Source organism: Streptomyces sp. NPDC048734, assembly GCF_043198675.1.
Classification (GTDB): Bacteria; Actinomycetota; Actinomycetes; order Streptomycetales; family Streptomycetaceae; genus Streptomyces.
In genome coordinates this window covers 100,939-121,520 of sequence record NZ_JBICUZ010000013.1, presented here as the reverse complement: position 1 = coordinate 121,520, position 20,582 = coordinate 100,939, and the positions used below count along the sequence as shown (strand labels likewise).

3 protein-coding genes are annotated in these 20,582 nt (G+C 73.0%); all 3 read right to left on the bottom strand.

Annotated elements, in window-relative coordinates; translation table 11 throughout:
* Window positions 1–27: 27 nt before the first annotated feature.
* The 3 genes from ACGFQC_RS28755 to ACGFQC_RS28745 are packed head-to-tail and all read right to left on the bottom strand — an operon-like array spanning window position 28 to window position 20,569.
* Window positions 28–3,831 (bottom strand): amino acid adenylation domain-containing protein, encoded by a 3,804-nt coding sequence (locus tag ACGFQC_RS28755; protein WP_363090118.1) that lies wholly within the window; start codon window positions 3,829–3,831, stop codon window positions 28–30.
* A gap of 5 nt (window positions 3,832–3,836) precedes the next feature.
* On the bottom strand, window positions 3,837–12,791 hold the full coding sequence (locus ACGFQC_RS28750) for an amino acid adenylation domain-containing protein (RefSeq protein WP_363090119.1): 8,955 nt from the start codon (window positions 12,789–12,791) through the stop codon (window positions 3,837–3,839).
* Window positions 12,788–20,569, bottom strand: coding sequence for an amino acid adenylation domain-containing protein (locus tag ACGFQC_RS28745; protein WP_363090120.1), 7,782 nt, complete (start codon window positions 20,567–20,569; stop codon window positions 12,788–12,790). Before ACGFQC_RS28745 ends, ACGFQC_RS28750 begins: the two co-directional genes overlap by 4 nt.
* Window positions 20,570–20,582 lie beyond the last annotated feature (13 nt).

Here is a 20,582-nt window from a genome sequence, read left to right as displayed (position 1 = left end):
AACCGGTTCCGGGAACTCACTGTCGGGTCACTCCGCCAGCTTGCGGTTGATGACCTTCATGACCTCGGCCACGGGCTCGGGCATGTTCATCTCGTGGTGCGTGGCACGCACGTCGTGCACCTCGATGGAACCGAGGACGTACGGCCGCCACAGGTGCGCGTACGACTGGTCCTGGAGCGTCGCGCTGAAGAACAGCACGTCGCCGCGGTAGACCGGCGACTCGAAGTCCATCATGAGGGTCGTGTTGTTGGTCAGGACCCTCGACATGGCGTCCAGGAAGTGCTGCCGGTTGTCGGTGCCCACGTACTGGCCGAAGTACTCCTCGAGTTCCGCCCGGTAGTCCGACCGCGTCTTGCCGGCGTGTATCTCCGTGAACCCGTGCCCGCCCGGCTGGGAGTCCAGGACGGCCACGAGGGCCACCTGGTGCCCGCGCCGGTCGAGCGCCGCGGCGACGGCCGGCGCGAGCGTGCCGCCGTAGGACCAGCCGACGAGGTGGAAGGGCCCTTCCGGCTGGATCTTCAGCATCTCGTCGACGTAGTCCTCGACCATCTCCTCCACGGACCCCACCAGCGTGTCCACGCCGTCGGAGCCGCGGGACTGGAGGGCGTAGGCCGGCCGGTCCCGCACGTGCAGCACGAAGCTGAAGTACGCCCACCCGAGCCCGCCTCCCCCGTGGAAGAACCACAGGGGCGGCTTCCCGGTGCCGGGATCGGTGTTCAGCGGCAGCACGACGGCGAACGGGTCGGAGAGTTCCGAGGGGGCGCCGATGAGCAGCAGCGAGGCCAGCTCGGCCACCGTGGGGTACTTGATGATCGTCCTGAGGGGCATGTCGAGGCCGAACTCGGCGCGGATGCGGGCGCTGAGCCGGGTGGCCAGGAGCGAGTGCCCGCCGAGCGCGAAGAAGTCGTCGTCGACACCGACCCCCTCGACACCGAGCAACTCGCCGAAGAGGGCGCACAGTCTCTCCTCGCGGGAGTCCCGCGGCTCCCGGCCGGCCGCGGCGTTCGTGTCCTCGGACGGCAGTGCTCCCCGGTCGAGCTTCCCGTTCGGGGTCAGCGGGAGCTCCGGAAGCGGAACCACCGCGGAGGGCACCATGTAGTCCGGCAGGCGCCCCCGCAGGTACTCGGGCAGCTCGGCGAGCAGCGCCCGGACCCCGGCCTCGTCCCCGGCGACATCGGGCCCGGGCATCACATAGCCCACGATGCGCTTGTCGCCGTCCTGGTTCTCCCGCACCACGGCCGCCGCCTGCGCCACGCCGGGATGCCCGCTCAGCACGTGCTCGATCTCCCCCAGCTCGATCCGGAACCCGCGGATCTTCACCTGGAAGTCGGTGCGTTCGATGTACTCCAGCTGACCGTCACCGTTCCAGCGCACCAGGTCCCCGGTGCGGTACATCCGCGCACCGGCAGGGCCGAACGGGCACGCCACGAACCGCTCCGCGGTCAGCCCCGGCCGGCCCTGGTACCCGCGGGCCATCCCGGCGCCGGCGATGTACAGCTCACCCCGCACCCCGCGCGGGACCGGGCACAACCGCGAGTCGAGCACGTACACCCGGGTGTTGCCGACCGGCCTCCCGATCGGGGCGCCCCGCCCGGGCTCCACGCGCGCCTCGGTGCACCACGTCACCGTCTCGGTCGGGCCGTACATGTTGAACACCTCGGTGGCCTGCCGCGCCAGGGTCTCGGCCAGGCGCACCGGCACGGCTTCCGCGCCGATGATGATCCGCAGGCCCTTCGCGGCGTGCGGGTCGTGCATCAGCAGCATCTGCCAGAAGGCGGGGGTGGCCTGCACCGCGGTGACCTCGTGGCGGCGTATCAACGCCAGTACGGCCGACGGATCGGTGACGGTGTCCTTCCCCGCCACCACCATGGTCGAGCCGGCGACGAACGGGAGGTACAGCTCGGTGTTGGCCATGTCGAACGCCACGGTCGTGCTGAACAGCATCCGGTCCGCGCGGGACAGCGGGAACCGCCGCTGCGTCGTGGCGAGGTAGTTCGCCACCGCGCCCCGCGGGATCGTCACCCCCTTCGGCTTCCCCGTCGATCCCGACGTGTAGATCACGTACTGGGTGTTCTCGGGCCGGACGACCACCTCGGGTGCCGTGTCCGGACACCGCGACCAGTCCGCGCCGGCCAGCGTGTCGGCGTCGAGCACCAGCACCGGATCCGCGTGCTCGAGGATGTAGTCGATGCGGGAGCGCGGGTGGTCCGGATCGATCGGGACGTAGGCTCCGCCGGCCTTGAGCACCGCGAGCAGCGCCACCACCAGGTTCACCGTCCGGGGCAGGCACACGGCGACCCGCGACTCCGCCCGCACACCGCGGTCGACCAGCCAGTGCGCCAGCCTGTTCGACCGCGCTTCCAGCTCCTCGTAGGTGAGCGACTCCTCCTCGCCGATGACGGCGAGTGCCCGCGGTGCCGCCCGTACCTGCCCGCGCACCGCCTCCACCAGTTCCAGGGTCGGCTCGGCGGTGTCGTTCACCTCCACCACCAGCCGCTGCCGCTCACCCGCGCCCAGCACGTCGACGTCCCCGACGCACACGTCCGGATCGGCGACCACCTGCTCGAGAACACGCGCGAACCGGACGGCGACGGCCTCGACCGTCTCCCGGTCGAACAGCTGGGTCGCGTAGGAGATGTCGCCCCGCAGCGCGCCCGAGTCGTCCGCGACCACGTTGAAGAACAGGTCGACCTTGGCGGTCGACAGGGTGTTCTGCTCGACCTCCACCTCGAGCCCGGGGAGCGCGAAGTCCGGCCTCTCGTAGTTCTGCAGGCCGAGCATCACCTGGAACAGCGGCTGGTACGCCGCGGAGCGTTCGGGGTTGATCGCCTCGACCAGCGCGTCGAACTGCACGTCCTGGTGCTCGTAGGCCGCCAGCGCCTTGTTCCGCACCTGCGCGAGCAGATCGGTGAACGACGGGTCGCCGCAGAGGTCCACCCGCAGGACCTGGGTGTTGACGAAGAACCCGATCAGGTCGGCCAGCGCCTCGTCGGTCCGCCCGGCGATCGAGCTGCCGATCGTCACGTCGTCCCCGCCGCCGAGCTTGCGCAGCAGCACCGCCAGCGCGGCGTGCAGGACCATCGACATGGTCGACCCGTGCTCGTCGGCGAGCTTCTGCAGCCCGGTCACCACCTGCGGCTCCACGAAGAGGCCGACCGTGTCGCCCCGCGAGTCCGCCTCCGCCGGCCGCGGGCGGTCCAGCGGCAGGCTCAACGGCTGCGGCACCCCGGCCAGTTCCTCGCGCCAGTACTCGACCTGCGTCGCGGCGAGACTGCCCGGGTCCGCCGGGTCGCCGAGGACCTCGCGCTGCCACATCGTGTAGTCCTTGTACTGGACGGGCAGCGGCTCCCACTGCGGCGCCCGGCCGTCCCGGCGGGCGGTGTAGGCCGCGGTCAGGTCCCGTACCAGCGGCGCGCCCGAGCTGCCGTCCGTGGCGATGTGGTGGACGACCAGGACGAGGACGTGTTCCCGGGGTGAGCAGCGGAGCAGGCGGGCCCGCAACGGAATCTCGGCCGCAAGGTCGAACCGGTGCGCGATGGCCTCGTCGATCGCGCCGGACACGTCCTCGGGTGCCACCTCGACCACCGGTACCTCCGGCGCGGCCTGCGCCGTCGGGAGGATCCGCTGGTGGGGCTCCCCGTCGTCGTCCGTCACGTAGACGGTGCGCAGGATCTCGTGCCGGCCGACCACGTCGCGGATCGCCGCGGCGAGGGCGTCCCGGTCGAGGGATCCGGTGAGCCGGAAGGCCGCGGCCATGTTCCAGTTCTCCGACCCGCCCTCCAACTGGTGCAGGACCCACATCCGGCGTTGGGCGAATGACAGCGGAATCATGACTTTCACTCCTCTACGAACATCTTGCGCAAGCCGGGGCGGCGGGGAGCGGCGGACTCCTGCGCCCACTCGGCGAGCGCGGCCGGCGTCGGCAGGTCGAAGATCTTGCGGATGGGGATCTCTATCCCCATCTCGGCGCGGGCGCGGCTGATCAGCCGGGTGGCGAGCAGGGAGTGCCCGCCGAGCTCGAAGAAGCCGTCGTCGATGCCGACCCGGTCCACGCCGAGCACCTCGGCGAACAGCTCGGTCAGGGTCTTCTCGCGGGGGGTGCGGGGTGCCCGGTAGGCGGCGCCGGCGTACTCCGGCTCGGGCAGCGCGGCCCGGTCCAGCTTGCCGTTCGGGGCGAGCGGCAGCCGGTCGAGGACCACGAGGGCCGACGGCACCATGAAGTCCGGCAGCCGTTCCGAGACGAAGGCGCGCAGCTCCTTCGTCTCCGGTCCGCGGGGGCCGTCGGCCGTCGTGCCGTCGCCGGTGACGGCGGGCACGACGTAGGCGACCAGTTGCCTGCCGGTGCCGCCGCCGCGCCCGTCGCGGGCGACGACGACGGCCTGTGCGACGCCGGGGTGCGCGGTGAGCGCGGCCTCGACCTCGGCGGGCTCGATGCGGAAGCCTCGCACCTTGACCTGCGCGTCGCCGCGGCCCACGTACTCCAGCAGGTCCTCGGCGTTGACGCGGGCCAGGTCACCGGTGCGGTACATGCGGGTGCCGGACGGGCCGAACGGGTCGGCGACGAAGCGCTCGGCGGTCAGTGCGGCGCGGCCGTGGTAGCCGCGGCCCACGGTCCCGCCGACGTACAGTTCGCCGACCGCGCCCGGCGGCACCGGAGCCAGGCCGGGGCCGAGGACGTAGGTCCGCATGTTGCCGAGCGGGGTGCCCACGGGCGCGCTGCCCGTCCGGCCCCGCGTGTCGCCGTCGACGGTGAAGGCGGTGGCGTAGAACGACTCGCTCTGCCCGTAGGCGTTGACGATCCGCACGCCAGGGAAGGCGTCCCGTGTCCTGTCGACGAGCGCGGAGGGCAGGGCCTCGCCGGCGAAGACGACCGTCTCCACGCCGGTGCGGCCGGAGATCTCGTCGACGAGTTCGGCGAAGACGGACGGCACGGTGGAGATGACGCTGCCGCTCCAGCCCTTCCGGTCGCCCAGCGCCAGGACGTCCTGGACGACCTCGACGACGCCGCCGGTGGCGAGGGTCGTGAAGATCTCGAACGCCGAGACGTCGAAGTTGACCGACGTGCCCGCCAGGAGCCGCTTGCCCGGCTCCATGCCCACGCGGGAGGCGAGCCGCAGGACGCCGTTGACCACGCACCCGTGGGTGATGGCGACGCCCTTGGGCTTGCCCGTGGAGCCGGAGGTGTACATCACGTACGCCAACTGCTGGGCGTGGAGCGGGATGCCGGGGCCGGTGGCCTCCCCGGACAGGTCGAGCGCGTCGAGGAGGACGTCCGGGGCGTCGTGCTCCGGCAGCACCCCGACCGTCGCGGAGTCCGTCAGGACGAGGCACGGCCGCGCCTCCTCGAAGATGGCCGCGAGGCGGTGGCCGGGGTACCGGGGGTCGACCGGCAGATACGCGCCGCCCGCCTTCAGGACCGCGAGCAGGGCGACCACCAGGTCCGCCGACCGCGGCAGCGAGACCGCGACCACCGACTCCGGGTCCACGCCACGGCCGGTCAGTTCGCGCGCCAGGCGGTCCGCCCGGGAGGTCACCTCGCGGTACGTGAGCGACTCGCCCCCGGCGACCACGGCGGCCTCGTCCGGGGTCCGCGCCGCCTGTGCCTCGACGAGAGCGGTGATCGTGACGTCCGGGGTCGGGACGGCCGTGTCGTTGAACTCGACGAGGAGCCGGTCGCGTTCGGCCGGTTCCAGGACGTCGAGCTGCGCGACCCTGAGGTCGGGGGTGGCCGCCAGCTGTTCCAGGACGCGCACGAAGCGGGCCGCGTACGCCTCCACCGTGTCCCGGCCGAAGACACCGGGCGCGTACTGGAGGAGGAACTGCAGGTGCGGCTCGGCCGCCGCCATCAGGGCCAGCGGGTAGTGGGTGCCGTTGGACGGGCGCATGCCGGTGAAGGTGATCCCGTCCGCGGCCTCGGCGGCGGCGCCGATGCCCTCCTCGTCGACCGGGTACGACTCGAAGACGACGAGCGTGTCGAAGAGGGTCTGCAGACCTGTGGACCGCTGGATCTGCGTGAGGCTGTGGTGGTGGTGCTCCAGAAGGGCGGCCTGCCGCCGCTGAAGCCGGGTGACGACCTCGGCGAGAGTGTCGCCGGGCGCGTACTCCACGCGTACGGGCAGGGTGTTGATGAACATCCCGACCATCGACTCGACGCCCGTCACCGCGGGCGGGCGCCCGGACACGGTGGCGCCGAACACCAGGTCCTGACGGCCCGTGAGCTGACCGAGCAGCAGTGCCCAGGCGCTCTGGACCAGGGTGTTGACGGTGACGCCCCACTCGCAGGCGCGCCGGTCGAGTTCGTCGGACACCTCGGGCGGGAGGGCGACCTCGATCTGGTCGAGGCCGTCGCCGCCCGTGGCTCCCGGAGCGAGCAGGGTCGGCTCCTCGACCCCGTCGAGCTCGGCCGCCCACGCCCGTGCCGCCTCGTCCTGGTCCTGGCGTGCGCGCCAGGCCAGGAACTCGCCGTAGCTCCGCGTGCCGGGCAGGCCGGCGCCGTCGCCGTGGGACGCGTAGAGCAGGAGCAGGTCCCGCATCAGCACGGGCGTGGACCAGCCGTCGGCCAGCACGTGGTGGACGGTCATCACGAGTTCGGCCCGGCCGGGCTCCAGGACGACGAGCGCCAGCCGCATCAGCGGCGGGGTGTCCGCGTCGAAGCGGGTGGCCCGGTCCTCGGCGAGGAACCGCTCGAGCGCCTCGGTCCGCTCCGCCTCGCCGCACCCGCTCAGGTCGAGGTACCGCCACGGCAGGGTCACCCCCCGCGCCGGCACCACCTGCACGACATCGCCGTCGGCCAGGTCGACGAACGCCGCGCGGAGGCCGGCGTGGCGCTCCAGCAGCGCCTGCCCGGCCCGGCGCATCCGCTCCGGGTCGGCCTCACCGGACAGGTGGAACGCCAGCTGCACGAGGTAGGGGTCGAACGGGGAATCGGCCAGCATCGAGTGGAAGAGGATCCCGGACTGCGTCGGGGTCACCGGCCACACCTCGGCCAGGTGGCCGAACCGGGCCTCCCAGGTGTCGATCTCCTCCTGGCCCACGTCGACCAGGGGCGCGTCCGAGGGGGTCATGCCGCCGGCCTCGGGTGTCTCGGCGAACCGGGCCAGGGCGGTCAGCGCCCGCACCCACAGGCCGGCCAGCTCGGTCACCTCCTCGGAGGAGAGCACACCGGTCGGGAAGCCGAAGTAGGCGGTCAGCAGTTCGTCGCCGTCGGGGGTCCGGTTGGCCACCGCGTTGATCTCCAGCGCCGACAGCACCGGCATGTCCGCGTCGGGTGCGGCGATCAGGTCCCGGTGTGCGGTGTCGGGTGCCCAGCCCAGGCCGCGCAGCTCCTCGGGGATGTCCGCGGTGGAGGTCCGGCCGAGGTAGTTGAACCCGATCTGCGGTTCCCGGTCCGCGGCCAGCACGGCGGCGGTCTCCGGGTTGAGGTGGCGCAGCAGGCCGAAGCCGACACCGCTGCCCGGAACCTCCCGCAGCTGCTCCTTGACCGCCTTGACCGCCCGGCCCGCGGCCGGACCGCCGGCGAACGCGTCCGCCACGTCGACGCCGGCCAGGTCCAGCCGCACCGGGTACATCGCGGTGAACCACCCGAGCGTGCGCGACAGGTCCGCGCCGGGCACCACCTGCTCCTCCCGGCCGTGCCCCTCCATCCGGACCAGCGCCGAGGAGGCGGGCACGCCCCGCGTCCGGCGCCAGTGGGCCAGCGCCAGCGCCAGAGCGGCCAGCAGCCCGTCGTCGACGCCGCCCCGGAAGACCGCGGGCAGCGTGTTCAGCACGGCCTCGGTGACGTCCGCCGGCACCTGGACGCGCACCGTGTCCACGGTGGCGGCGACGTCCCGCGCCGGGTCCAGCTCCCGTGCTCCGAGTACCGGCTCGTCCCCGCGCAGGATCCGCCGCCACACGGGCAGTTCGGCCACCCGCTCCGGCTCGGCCGCCTCGTCGACCAGGGCGTGCGCCCACCGGCGCAACGAGGTGCCCTGCCCCGCCGGTTCCGGGGTGCGGCCGTCCCGGACCCGCTGCCAGGCCGAGACCAGGTCCGGTACGAGGATCCGCCACGACACCCCGTCGACGACCAGGTGGTGCAGCACGATCAGCAACCGGCCCGCGTCCGTGCCGGAGGAGGTGAACCACACGAACTGCGCCATGACGCCCGCGTCCGGGTCCAGCCGGCCCACGGCCGCGTCCAGCTCGGCTCTCACATCGGCGCCGTCGTGGGGGACCTCCCGCAGCAGCGCGCCGGCGTCGACGGCGCCGGGCGGCTCCGTCCACAGGCCCGGCCGCGCCCGGTCGAGCCGGGAACGCAGCACGTCGTGCCGGTCCAGCACGGCCTGCACCGTCCCCACCAGCCCCGCACGGTCGATGTCCCCGGGCAGGGTCAGCATTCCGGACATGCACAGCCGGCCGATGCCACCGCCGAGCGCGAGCACGTGCTTCGCCGTCGGCAGCAGCGGAGCCCATCCCACGCCGCCACCCGGCAGTTCCGCCAGGGTGGGGCGTTCCTCCTCGCGGCCTTCGACCAGTTCCGCGAGCCGGGCGACCGTGCGGTGCTCGAAGATCTCCCGCGTGCTGACCTCTATGCCGCGTGCCCTGGCCCGTGCGACGACCTGGATGGAGCGGATGCTGTCCCCGCCGCTGGTGAAGAAGTCGTTGTCGACGCCGACCCTCTCCACACCGAGTACTTCGGCGAACAGCGCGCTGAGGGTCTCCTCGTGCCGGCCGCGCGGTGCCCGGCCGGTCGACACCTGCGCGTAGTCCGGCGAGGGCAGCGCCCGGTGGTTCAGTTTCCCGTTCGACGTCAGCGGCAGCTCCGAGAGCGGCACGAGCGCGGGAGGGACCATGTAGTCGGGCAGCCGCCCGCGCAGGTACTCGGGCAGCTCGCCGAGCAGCGCACCGACCGACCTGCCCAGCGCGGGGGTGTTCGTCAGGACCTGCCCGCCCGCACCACTGGGGAGGAACGCGCCCGAGACCTTCCGCTGTCCGCTCTGCCGGCCGGGCAGCAGCACCGCGTCGAAGCAGCGCGCGTCCTCGCCCGACCAGGTGAGGACCGCGTCCAGGCCGTGCTCGTGTGCCCACCGGAGCAGTTCCTGCGGGTCGACCGGTTCACCGGGCGGGGACGCCGGGTCCAGGAGACCCGCCGCCACGGTCATGGCGACCTCCTCGGCCAGACGCGCGTTGGGTATCCCCGTCACCCGCACCGGGCCGCCCGCCCGGTCCGCGTGGCGGCCCAGGCCTGCCAGGCCGGCCGGCTGTCCGCCCCACGGCACCGACGGCACGCCGGCCAGGTCGAGTGCGCCGGCCGGCTGCTTGTGCAGGACGGCCTCGTAGCGGTGCCGGGTCAGCTCGTTGTGCGCCTGCCCGGGCTTCAGCCGGATGTCGACCGCGACGGAGGCCTCCTGCGCCCACCGGGTGAACCACTCCGGGGCGACGACCAGTTCCCGCTCGGCCAGCAGCTCCCTCTTCACCAGCGTCCGCGTCTCCTCGGGCGAGGCGTGGGGGTGTGCCGCACGCTGCACCGCGGTCTGCATGAGGCGGCGCGTCGTGGCGTTGCGGACGTCACCGACGATGACGCGGCCGTCCGGCACGAGGAGTTCCATCACCTGGCGCAGCACCTGGTCCAGGTACTCGGCGTTCGGGAAGTACTGCGCCACCGAGTTGAGCACCACGGTGTCGAACCGGCCGCGGGGCAGTCCGGACACGTCGTCGGCCGGCTGGGCGCTCAGCCGGACCCGGTCGCCGTGTCCGGCCTGTTCGACCTGCGCCCGGACCCGCTCCACCACCGTGGCCGAGATGTCGGTGCCCCAGTACTCCTCGACCTCGCCGACGATCTTCCCCAGCAGCAGACCGGAACCCACACCGATCTCCAGCACCCGCCGCGGCGCGAACCGCAGCACCTGTGCCACCGCCGCGTCCTGCCACTCCAGCATCTGCTCACGCGGGATCGGCTCGCCGGTGTAACTGGAGTTCCAGCCCCGGAAGTCCTCGCCCAGCGCCTCGTCGCCGGAAACGGCGTAACTGTCGTCGTAGAGGTGGCGCCAGTCGTCCACCTGGGCGTCGGCATCGGTCACCGCGGCATCCGGCTCGGGCACCACGTACCCCACGAGGTGCTTGTCGCCCTGCTGGTTCTCACGCACCACGACCGCCGCCTGCGCCACACCGGGATGCCCCGCCAGCGCGTGCTCGATCTCACCCAGCTCGATCCGGAAACCCCGGACCTTGATCTGGAAGTCGGTGCGGCCGAGGTAGTCGAGCTGTCCGTCCCGGTTCCACCGCGCCAGGTCCCCGGTGCGGTACATCCGGGTTCCCGGCGCACCGTGGGGGCAGGCGACGAACCGGTTCGCGGTCAGGTCCGGCCGCCCGAGGTAACCCCGCGCCAGCCCGGCACCGGCCAGGTACAGCTCGCCGGCGACGCCGGGCGCGACCGGACGCAGCGCCGCGTCCAGCACGTACACCTGGGCGTTGGCGATCGGCCGCCCGATCGGCGGGGTGCGGCCGTCGCCCGCCAGCGCCGTGCTCATGGTGGCGCACACCGTGGTCTCCGTCGGGCCGTAGGCGTTGATCATCCGACGCCCGGCCGACCACTGGGCCACCAGCTCCGGCGAGGTCGCCTCACCCGCGACCACCAACGACTCCACGCTCGGCAACGACCCCGCCGGCACCGCCGCCAGCACCGCCGGCGGCAACGTCGCGTGCGTCACCCCGTGCGCGGCGATCGTCTCGGCCAGCGGTTCGCCCGCGGCCAGCTCGTCCGTGCCGGCCAGCACCAGCCTCGCCCCGGTCAGCAGCGCCATGAACGACTCCCACACCGAGGCGTCGAAGCTCGGCGAGGCGAACTGCAGCACCCGGCTGGCCGGCGTCACCTCCAGCCGCTCCACCTGCGAGGCGACCATGCCGGCCACCCCCGCGTGCGTGACCGCCACCCCCTTCGGGGTCCCGGTGGAACCCGAGGTGTAGATCACGTACGCCGTGTTCGCCACCGCCACCGGGCCGCGCCGGTCCGCGTCGGTCACGGGGCCGGGGCCGGCACCGGCCAGCGCCGCGGCCACCTCCGGATCGTCCAGGCGCATCACGGGCGCGGACAGCTCCGGCAGCTGCCCGGCCGAGACCGTGTCCCCGATCACCAGCAGCGCCCCGGAGTCCGCCACCATGAACGCCACGCGCTCCGCCGGATAGGCGGGGTCCACCGGCAGGTAGGCGCCGCCCGCCTTCAGCACCGCGAGGATCGCCGTCACCCACTCCGCCGAGCGGGACACCGCCACCGCGACCAGCGACTCCGGCTCCACGCCCCGCTCGACCAGCACCCGCGCCAGCCGGTTCGCGCGCTCCTCCACCTCCCGGTACGTCAACGCCGTGTCCCCGCAGACCACCGCCACCGCGTCCGGCGTCGCGGCGGCCCGCTCGGCGAAGAGCACGTCGACGGTGCGGTCCGGCACCGCCACCGCCGTGTCGTTGACCTCCCGCAGCAACCGGTCCCGCTCCTGCGCCGACAGCACCTCGACGGCACCGATCGGCAGCGTCTGGTCCTCGAGCACCTGCTCCAGGATGCGCACGAACCGGTCGACGATGTGGACGGCCGTGCTGTGGTCGAACAGGTCCGTCGCGTACTCCAGCAGCCCGTGCGCGCCCCCGGACGCGTTCGGGACGATGTTGAAGAACAGGTCGAACTTCGCGGTGCCGGTGCTCGCCGGGACGAGGGCGGCCCGCAGGCCCGGCATCTCGATCTCCGGCCACACGAACTGCCAGCCCAGCGCGGTCTGGAACAGCGGCTGGTACGCGGTGGAGCGGTCGGGGTTGAGCAGCTCCACCAGCCGCTCGAACGGCACGTCCTGGTTGTCGTACGCGGCGAGGGCCCGGTCCCGCACCCGCTCCAGCAGATCGCCGAACGACGGGTTCCCCGACAGGTCGGCGCGCAGCACCCAGGTGTTGACGAAGAACCCGATCAGGTCGTCGAGCTGCTCGTCGGCGCGCCCCTCCATCGGGCAGCCGATCGTCACGTCCTCCCCGGCGCCCAGCTTGTGCAGCAGCACCGCCAGCGCGGCCTGGGCCACCATCGGTGCCGTGGCACCGCGGTCCGCGGCCAGCTTCTGCAACCCGGACAGCAGCTCGGGTGCCAGCTCGAAGGAGACGTCGCCGCCGCGGTAGCCGGCCACCGTCGGCCGGGGCCTGTCCAGCGGCAGTTGCAGCGGCTGCGGTACCGCGGCCAGCTCCTCCTGCCAGTAGGCGATCTGCGCCGCGGCGACGCTCTCCGGGTCGGCCTCGTCCCCCAGCAGCTGCCGCTGCCACAGCGTGTAGTCCTTGTACTGCACCGCGAGCGGCGTCCACTGCGGCGCTCTCCCCTGATGGCGAGCCGTGTACGCCGTCATCAGGTCCCGCAGGAACGGCGCCATCGACGCCCCGTCCGCGGCTATGTGGTGGAACACGAACACCAGGACGTGCTCCTGCGGAGCGATCCGGAGCACGGTCGTCCGCAGGGGAAGCTCCGTGTCCAGGAGGAACACCTCGCACGCGGCCTCGTGCACCGCGGCGTCCACCGCGTCCGCGGCCACGTCGACCACCCGGAAGGGGTGGACCGCCTCCTCCGGAGGCAGGATCCGCTGCTCCGGCGTGCCGTCCGCGTCCTCGGCGACCAGGGTGCGCAGGCTCTCGTGCCGGGTCGTGACGTCCGTCACCGCCGCGGCCAGGACAGCCGTGTCCAGCTCCCCCTCCAGGCGCAGCACGAACGGGACGTTGTAGGTCGCGGACGGACCTTCCAGCCGGTGGAGGAACCACATCCGGAGCTGGGCAAAGGACAACGGGATCATCGACGCTTCTCCTGTACGGTCATCTGTCGCAGCTGGGGACGTTTCGACGTGGCCAGCTTCCCGATCTGCTCCGCGAGCTGGGCGACGGTCGGATTGCGGAACACCGACGTGACCTTCACGTCCACGTTGAGCTCGCCGCGTATGCGGCCGATCAGCCGGGTGGCCAGCAGCGAGTGCCCGCCGTGTTCGAAGAAGTCGACGTCGATGCCGACCTCCTCCACGCCGAGCAGCTCGGCGAACATCCGGCAGAGCACTTCCTCGTTGTGGTCGCGCGGCCCCCGCCCGACCGCGGCCTCGGTGCGGTCGGGCGCGGGGAGCGCCTTGCGGTCGAGCTTCCCGCTCGTGTTCAGGGGGAACTCGGCGAGCGGCACGATCGCCGACGGGACCATGTACTCCGGCAGCGTCTCCCGGGCCAGCTCCGTCAGGGCCCTGACGTCCAGGTCGGACGGGTCCGCCTTGCCGCTGCCCGGCACCACGTACGCGACCAGTCGCTGGTCACCGGCGCCCTCCTCGCGCACCACGACCACCGCGCCCTCGACGTCCGGGTGCGCGGTCAGCGCCGACTCCACCTCGCTCAGCTCGATGCGGAAGCCGCGGATCTTGACCTGGAAGTCGGTGCGGCCGATGTACTCGACCTGGCCGTCCTCGTTCCACCGCACCAGGTCCCCGGTGCGGTACATCCGGGTTCCCGGCGCACCGTAGGGGCAGGCGACGAACCGGTTCGCGGTCAGGTCCGGCCGCCCGAGGTAGCCCCTGGCGAGCCCGGTGCCGGCCAGGTACAGCTCGCCGGCGACGCCGGGCGCGACCGGACGCAGGGCCGCGTCCAGCACGTACACCTGGGTGTTCCACACCGGCGTGCCGATCGGCACCCGGTCCGCGCCCGGCACGTGCTGCCACGCCGTGACCTCCACCGACGCCTCGGTGGGCCCGTAGAGGTTGTGCACACCGCAGCCCGGCAGCAGATCGACGACCCGGTTCGCCAGCGCGGCCGGGAACGCCTCACCCGCGACCTCGATCCAGCGCAGGCCGGTGCACTCCTTCGCCGAGGGCTCGGCGACGAACGCCTCCAGCAGGGAGGGGACGAAGTCCGCGCCGGTCACCCCCTCCCGCCGGATCAGCTCCGCCAGGTAGGCGGGATCCCGGCGCCCGTCCGGACGCGCGATCACCACGGCCGCACCGACCTGCAGGGGGGCGAACAGCTCCGGCACCGACACGTCGAAACTCGCCGACGTGCTGAGCAGCACCCGGTCCTCGGCGGTGACGCCGAAGTGCGCCAGGCCCCACGCCAACCGGTTCATGATCGACCGGTGCGACACCTGGACGCCCTTGGGACCACCGGTGGAACCGGAGGTGTAGATGACGTACGCGGCGTTGTCCGGGGACAGCGTTCGCTCCGGGTTCTCCGCCGGGTACCCGGACACGTCCGGAAGCACCTCGTCGAGCACCAGCAGCGGCTCGGCGCCGTCCAGCACCTGCCGCACCCGGTCCTCGGGCAGGTCGGGGTCGACCGGCAGGTACGCCGCACCCGCCTTGACCACCGCGTAGACCGCCACCAGCAGATCCACGGAACGCGGAACACGCACCGCGACCAGCCGCTCGGGGCCCGCGCCCCGCTCGATCAGCCAGTGCGCCAGCCGGTTGGCACGCCGGTTGAACTCCCGGTAGGTCAGCGTCTCCTGCTCACCGATCAGCGCGACGCGCTCGGGGTGGCGCTCCGCCTGAGCCTCGAACACGCCCGGCAGGGTGTCCGCGACCACCTGGTGGGCGGTGTCGTTGACCCCGCGCACCAGCCGGTCCCGCTCCTGCGCGCCCAGCACCTCGACGGCGCCGACCGGCACCGTCGGGTCCTCGATCAGCTGCTCCAGCACCCGGACGAGCCGGGCGGCGATCCCCTCGGCCGCGTCGCGTCCGTAGAGGTTCTTGCGGTAGTCGAGGGAGAGCCGCAGGTAGGGGTCGGAGGCGTTGAGCGTGAGGGCGTAGTGCGAGCCCGCGAACGGCCGGATGGCGTCGATCGCGAGCCCCGCCGCGAGGTTCGCGTCGACGATGCCCTCGCGGTCGACCGGGTAGTTCTCGAACACGACGATCGTGTCGAACAGGGCGGGCAGCCCGACGCCGCGCTGGATGTCGGCGAGCCCGTAGTAGTGGTGGTCGATCAGCTCGGTCTGCCGGTCCTGCAGCTCGGTGACGACGTCGCCCACGCTGTGGTCGGGTCGGCAGAAGACCCTGGTCGGCAAGGTGTTGATGAACAGGCCGACCATCTCGTCCGAGCCGGGCAGGTCCGCCGGCCGGCCGTTGACGGCGGCGCCGAGCACCACGTCCTGCTGCCCGGTCAGCTTCGAGAGCAGGATCGCCCACGCACCCTGCAGGAGCGTGTTCTGCGTGACGCCGAGTTCCGCGGCGCGCCGGGCGAGTTCACGCCCCTTGTCGATGGACAGCGGTACCTCGACCCGCCCGAGGGCGGCCGACTCCTCCTGCAGGGGTGCGTTCGGGACCACGAGGGTCGGCTGGTCGAACCCGGCGAGTTCGGCGGCCCACCGGGCGGCCGACTCCTCCCGGTCCCGCGTGGACAGCCAGGTCAGGTAGTCGCCGTAGTTCCGGACCGGGGCGAGCTCGTGGGTCCCGGCGTACAGCCGGATCAGATCCGTGATCACCATCGTGGACGACCAGCCGTCGAACAGGGTGTGGTGCGCCGTGATGACGAGCTTCGCCCGCTGCGGCCCGCAGGTGATCAGGGCCAGGCGGAGCAACGGCGGCCGGGTGGGGTCGAGCCGGTCGGCCCGGTCCTCGGCGAGGACCCTGTCGAGCGCCGCGTCCTGCTCGGCCTCGCCCCGACCGGGCAGCTCGACGTGCCGCCACGGCAGGGTGACGTGTTCCGGCACGACCTGCACCGGATCGCCGCCGGCTCCGGTGAGGAACGCGGAGCGCAGGTTCGGATACCGGTCGAGCAGCGCCTGCCCTGCCGACCGCATGCGCGCCGGGTCCACGTGCCCGGACAGGTGCAGCACGAACTGCATGTGGTAGACGTCGAAGGCGCCGTCGGCCATCGCGGCCTGGAACTGGATCCCGGACTGCCCGGGAGCCTGCGGCCACACCTCGGCCAGCCGGCCGTAGCGCGACTCCCAGGCCTCGATCTCGTCCTGCCGCACCGGGACCAGCGAAGCGTCCGAGGGCGTGAGCCCGCCGATCCCGGGGCGGGCGGCGTACGCGGCCATGCCGTGCAGCACCTCGACCCACAGCTCGGCCAGTTCGGCGGTGCGCTCCCGGGACAGCACCCCGGTGGGGAACATGAAGGCGGTCTGCAGCCGGGGGCCGTCGGCGGTGTCCGTGGCGACCGAGTTGACCTCCAGCGCGGACAGCGCGGGCAGGTCGGGGTCGGGCGCCGGGATCAGCCCGGCGGACCAGGACGCCGGTCCCCAGCCGTCCGCGCGCAGGTGCTCGGGCACGTCGGCGCCGGAGATCCGGCCGAGGTAGTTGAACCCGATCTGCGGCACCGGGTACTCGGCGAGCTGCGGGGCGGTCTCCGGGTTCAGGTAGCGCAGCAGTCCGTAGCCGACGCCCTTGTCCGGGACCCCGCGCAGCTGCTCCTTGACCAGCTTGATCGCCTCGCCGGCCGCGGGGCCGCCCGCCAGCACGTCGGCCAGGTCCACCGCGCCCACGTCGACCCGGGCCGGGTACATGCTGGTGAACCACCCGACGGTCCGGGAGAGGTCGGCCCCGGGAACCACGTCCTCCTCACGGCCGTGCCCCTCCAGCCGGACCAGGGTCGGGCGGTCCGCACCGCGCCACCGGTTCACCGCCAGGGCGAGGGCGGCGAGCAGCACGTCGTTCCCGGTGCCCCTGAACGCCGCGGGAAGCCTGGTCAGCACCGCCTCGGTGACCTCCGCGGGCAGCTCCACCCGCACGGTGTCGACCGTGGACCACACGTCCACCGCCGGGTCGAACGCCCGCGTGCCCAGCGGGGGGTCCGGCGCCTCGAGCAGGTCCCGCCAGTACGCCAGTTCCGCTTCCCGCTCCGGGGAGAGCGCCTCGTCCTCCAGCGCCGACGCCCAGCGGCGGGCCGACGTTCCGACCGCGGGCAGCTCGGGCGCCCGGCCGGAGCGGACCTGCTGCCACGCCTCGGCGAAGTCCGACATGAGGATCCGCCAGGAGACGCCGTCCACCACCAGGTGGTGCAGCACCACCAGCAGCCGGCCCGCGCCCGTCTCCGCGGCGAACCAGACGAAGTCCGCCATGGTCCCGGCCTCCGGGTCGAGTCGCCCGACCGCGTCGTCCAGCTCCGCCTTCGCCGCCTCCAGCGAGGACGGCTCGTCCCACCGGCCGTCGCAGGGGACACGGCGGATCAGGTCCGCCGCGCGCACGGTGCCGGCCGCGGGCACGACGAGACGGAGGTCGTCGCCGCGCACCAGCCGCGCGCGCAGCAGGTCGTGCCGGTCGAGCACGGCGTCCAGCGTGGCGGCGAGGCCGCTCGTGTCGATGCCCGGGGGCAGCTCCAGCACCATCGACATGGCGAACCGGTCCGTCCCGCCGCCGTGCTCGAACACCTGCCGCGCCACCGGCTGCAGCGGCATCGGGCCGACGCCGCCGCCCTCGTCCTCCGCGAGCGCGGGCCCCCGGTCCCGGCGGGTGGCGGCCGCCTCGGCCAGCCGGGCCGCCGTGCGGCACTCGAAGATCTCCCGCGTGGTGAGGTCCAGGCCCCGGGCCCGGGCCCGGGCGACCACCTGGATCGACCGCAGGCTGTCCCCGCCCACCGCGAAGAAGTCGTCGTCGACACCGACCCGGTCCACCCCGAGCACGTCCGCGTACGCCGCGGTGATGATCGTCTCGGCCTCGGTGCGCGGCTCCCGGTAGACCTCGCCCAGGAACTCCGGTTCGGGCAGCGCCGCGCGGTCCAGCTTGCCGGTCGGCCCGAGCGGCAGCCGGCCGAGGGCCACGAAGGCCGACGGCACCATGTAGTCGGGCAGCCGTGCGGCGACGAACTTGCGCAGCTCGGCGGCCGAGGCGCCGGCCAGCACGTCCACGTCGCCGATGCCGCCGGCGCCGTCGTCACCGGCGGCCCCGTCACCGGTGTGCACCACGTACGCGACGAGCCGCCGCCCGCCCGCGGGCGTCTCCCGGCTGATCACCACCGCCTGGCTGATTCCGGGGTGCTGCAGGCACGCCGCTTCGACCTCGGCGGTCTCGATGCGGAAGCCGCGCACCTTCACCTGGCCGTCGGCCCTGCCGAGGCACTCCAGCTGACCGCGCGCGTTCCAGCGGGCCAGGTCGCCCGTGCGGTACATCCGCTCGCCCGCGGGGCCGAACGGGTTCGCCACATAGCGCTCGGCGGTCAGGGCCGGACGGTCGTGGTAGCCGCGGCCGAGGCAGGTCCCGACCACGTACAGCTCGCCGACCACGCCCTGCGGCACCGGGGCGAGGCCCGGGCCGAGGACGTAGGCGCGCATGTTCCCCAGCGGGGTGCCGATGGGCGCGACGTCGTTCTCCGGCCATTCCTCGGACGCCGCGAGGGAGAACGTGGTGGCGTAGAAGCTCTCGCTCTGCCCGTAGGAGTTGACGACCTGCACGCCGGGCAGGGCCTCGCGCACCTGCCGCACCAGTGCGGCCGGGAGCACGTCGCCCGCGAACACGACCGTGCGCACGTCGGTCGTCTTCTCCAGGTGGCCCACCAGTTCCCCGAGCACCGAGGGAACCACGCTGATCACGTGACCGTCCCAGCCGTCCCGCTCGCCGAGCGCCAGCGCGTTCGGCACCACCTCGGCCGTGCCGCCGGTGGACAGGGTGGACAGCAGCTCGAAGACGGAGACGTCGAAGTTCACCGAAGTGCCGGCCAGCATCCGCCACCCGGGCGGCGCGTCCAGCACGCGCACCAGCTCCCGCACCCCGTTGACGACGTTGCGGTGGGTGATCGCCGCACCCTTCGGCTTGCCCGTGGAGCCGGAGGTGTACATGACGTACGCGAGGTTGTCCGGACCCAACGGCGAGATCCGGCCCGCGTCGTCCGGCGCCCCCTCGGGCGACTCCCACTCCCCGCGGTGGTCGAGGTTGACGGCCGAGATGCCGTCCTGCGGCAGGTCCTGCCACGTTTCGGTGTCGGTGACCGCGAACCGCGGAGCCGCCTCGGACAGCACGCTCTGCGCCCGCCCGCCGAGGTACTGCGGGTCCATCGGCAGGTAGCCGGCACCGGACTTGAGGATGCCGAGCAGGCCGGCCACCAGGTCCTCGGTGCGCGGCAGCGCCAGCACCACCAGGTCCTCCGGCCCGGCACCGCGCCGGATCAGCTCCCACGCGACGCCGTTCGCCCGGTCGTCGAGCTCGCGGTAGGTCAGCGTCCGGTCGTCGCACACGATCGCCGGGGCGTCCGGCGTCCTGGCCACCTGCTCTTCGAACAGCTGCGGGACCGTCAGCTCGGACGCCGTCGTGGCGGTGTCGTTGAACCGGGTCAGCAACCGGTCCCGCTCGGCCGCGTCGAGCACGTCGACGCCGCCGACCCTGCGCTCCGGGTCGGCCGCGAGCCGGCCCAGTACGCGGACGAACCGGTTCGCGATGGCCTCGGCGGTGTCCCTGTCGAACAGGTCGGCGACGTACTCCAGGCGGCACTGCGCGCCGCCCGAGGCGTTCGGGAGCATGTCGAAGAACAGGTCGAACTTGGCCGTTCCCGTCTCGAGCCGCTCGGCCCGGACGTCGAGGCCGGGGAGTTCCAGGTCCGGCACGGGCGGCTGCCAGGAGAGCATCACCTGGAAGAACGGGTGGTAGGCGGTGGACCGGTCCGGGTTGAGCAGCTCCACCAACCGCTCGAACGGCATGTCCTGGTTGTCGTACGCGGCGAGGGACCGCTCCCGCACCCGCTGGAGCAGCCCGCTGAAGGTCGGGTTCCCGGAGAGGTCGACGCGCAGCACCCAGGTGTTGACGAAGAACCCGACGAGGTCCCGCAGTTCCTCGTCGGTGCGCCCCGCGATCGGTGCGCCGATGGGCACGTCGTCACCGCAGCCGAGCTGGTGCAGGAGGACCGCCAGCGCGGAGTGCATGACCATCGAGACCGTGGTGTCCGCCTGCGCGGCCAGCTTCTCCACGGACCGGAGCAGGTCGGGGTCGATCGAGAACCGGACCGCGTCACCGTGCTGGCTCACCGTCTTGGGGCGCGGGCGGTCGGTGGGCACGGCCAGCGGCTGTGCCAGATCGGCCAGGGCCTGCCGCCAGTACTCCAGTTGCCCGGCCGCCAGGCTGTGCGGATCGGACTCGTCACCGAGCAGGTCCCGCTGCCACAGCGTGTAGTCCGCGTACTGCACCGGGAGCGGCTCCCACGCCGGGGCCCGGCCCTCTCCGCGGGCCGCGTAGGCGGTGGTGAGATCGCGGAACAGCGGTCCGAAGGACTCCCCGTCCACGGCGGTGTGGTGGGCCACCAGCACCAGGGTGTGCTCGCGCGGTCCGCACCGCACCAGCCTGGCGCGGATCGGCACGTCGGCGGCCAGGTCGAAGGTCTCGGTGGCCACCTGCTCGACCGCCGCCGCCCGCTCCTCCTCCGTGACCTCGACGACCGGCAGGTCGAACGGCTTCAGGCCGGACGGCAGCACCTGCTGGTACGGAACGCCGTCGTCGCCCTCGACGATCACCGTGCGGAGGACCTCGTGCCTGTCGATGACATCGCGGAGCGCCGACTGCATCGCGCCCACGTCCAGTTCACCGGTCAGCCGCAGGGCGAAGGCGCCGTTGTAGGTCGCCGAAGGGCCCTCGAACCTGTCCACGAACCACAGTCGACGCTGCGCGAACGACAACGGGATCATTGTTTCTCCAAAT

Coding starts and splice junctions, on each gene's coding strand:
- ACGFQC_RS28755 (WP_363090118.1), bottom strand. CDS start 3,831: ATGATTCCGCTGTCATTCGCCCAACGCCGGATGTGGGTCCTGCACCAG.
- ACGFQC_RS28750 (WP_363090119.1), bottom strand. CDS start 12,791: ATGATCCCGTTGTCCTTTGCCCAGCTCCGGATGTGGTTCCTCCACCGG.
- ACGFQC_RS28745 (WP_363090120.1), bottom strand. CDS start 20,569: ATGATCCCGTTGTCGTTCGCGCAGCGTCGACTGTGGTTCGTGGACAGG.